Origin of the sequence: Mesorhizobium sp. M7A.F.Ca.US.014.04.1.1, assembly GCF_003998745.1 — a bacterium.
GTDB lineage: Bacteria > Pseudomonadota > Alphaproteobacteria > Rhizobiales > Rhizobiaceae > Mesorhizobium > Mesorhizobium ciceri.
Map to the genome: position 1 here is coordinate 1 of NZ_RZRW01001280.1, position 700 is coordinate 700.

The 700-nt window shown below is 59.6% G+C and carries 1 protein-coding gene; it reads left to right on the forward strand.

Annotated features, from left to right (window positions below; genetic code table 11):
* Window positions 1-646, forward strand: a 646-nt coding sequence (locus EOA22_RS36070) for an ABC transporter substrate-binding protein (RefSeq protein WP_164756306.1), incomplete at its 5' end; no start/stop codon positions are given.
* Between the last annotated feature and the right edge of the window lie 54 nt (window positions 647-700).

Consider the following 700-nt stretch of genomic DNA (forward strand, 5'->3'; position numbering starts at 1 on the left):
AGCGCACGGCCTCAACCGCGACCGCCTCAACCAGATCATATGGGCTGGACAAGGCAAGATATCCGATAGCTTCACGCCAGATGGCCTCTGGTGGACGCCGACCGATCTGGTGCACTACGAATACGATCCGGAAAAGGCGCGCAAGATCGTGGCTGATTCTGGCCTGAAGGGCACCACCATCAAGCTTGCGGCGCCAAGCGGCGATACGCTTCGACGCTTCGCCGAGCTTGCCAAGGAAGACCTTGACGCGATCGGCCTCAACATTGAGCTCGATCCGGTTCCGCAAAGCGACTACTACGCCAAGGCGGTTTCCGGCGAGATACGCTTCACGCCTATGCGCTGGACGCAACGGGCGGATCCCGATGGCCTTATCCACTACCTCTTCTCCAGCAAAGGCACCGCAAATTCCACGGGCTACAAGAATCCCGACGTGGACAAATGGATCGATGAGGCGCGGGTAATTTCCGACCAGGCTCGCCGCAAGGAACTGTACGAGAAGATCCAGCGTCAGATTTCTGCCGATCTGCCTTACATGCCCGTCGGCTTCAGCGTCGAATTCAACGCCATGCGCAACACCGTCAAGGGGTTTGCTCCGATGCCGGATGAAATCCCGCGGTTCCGTTATGTTTGGAAAACGCAGGCCTGATCGTCATGCTTTGCCGCGGCGTGGTGCGCCGCGGCTTCTGGCGCGGGGGGAACC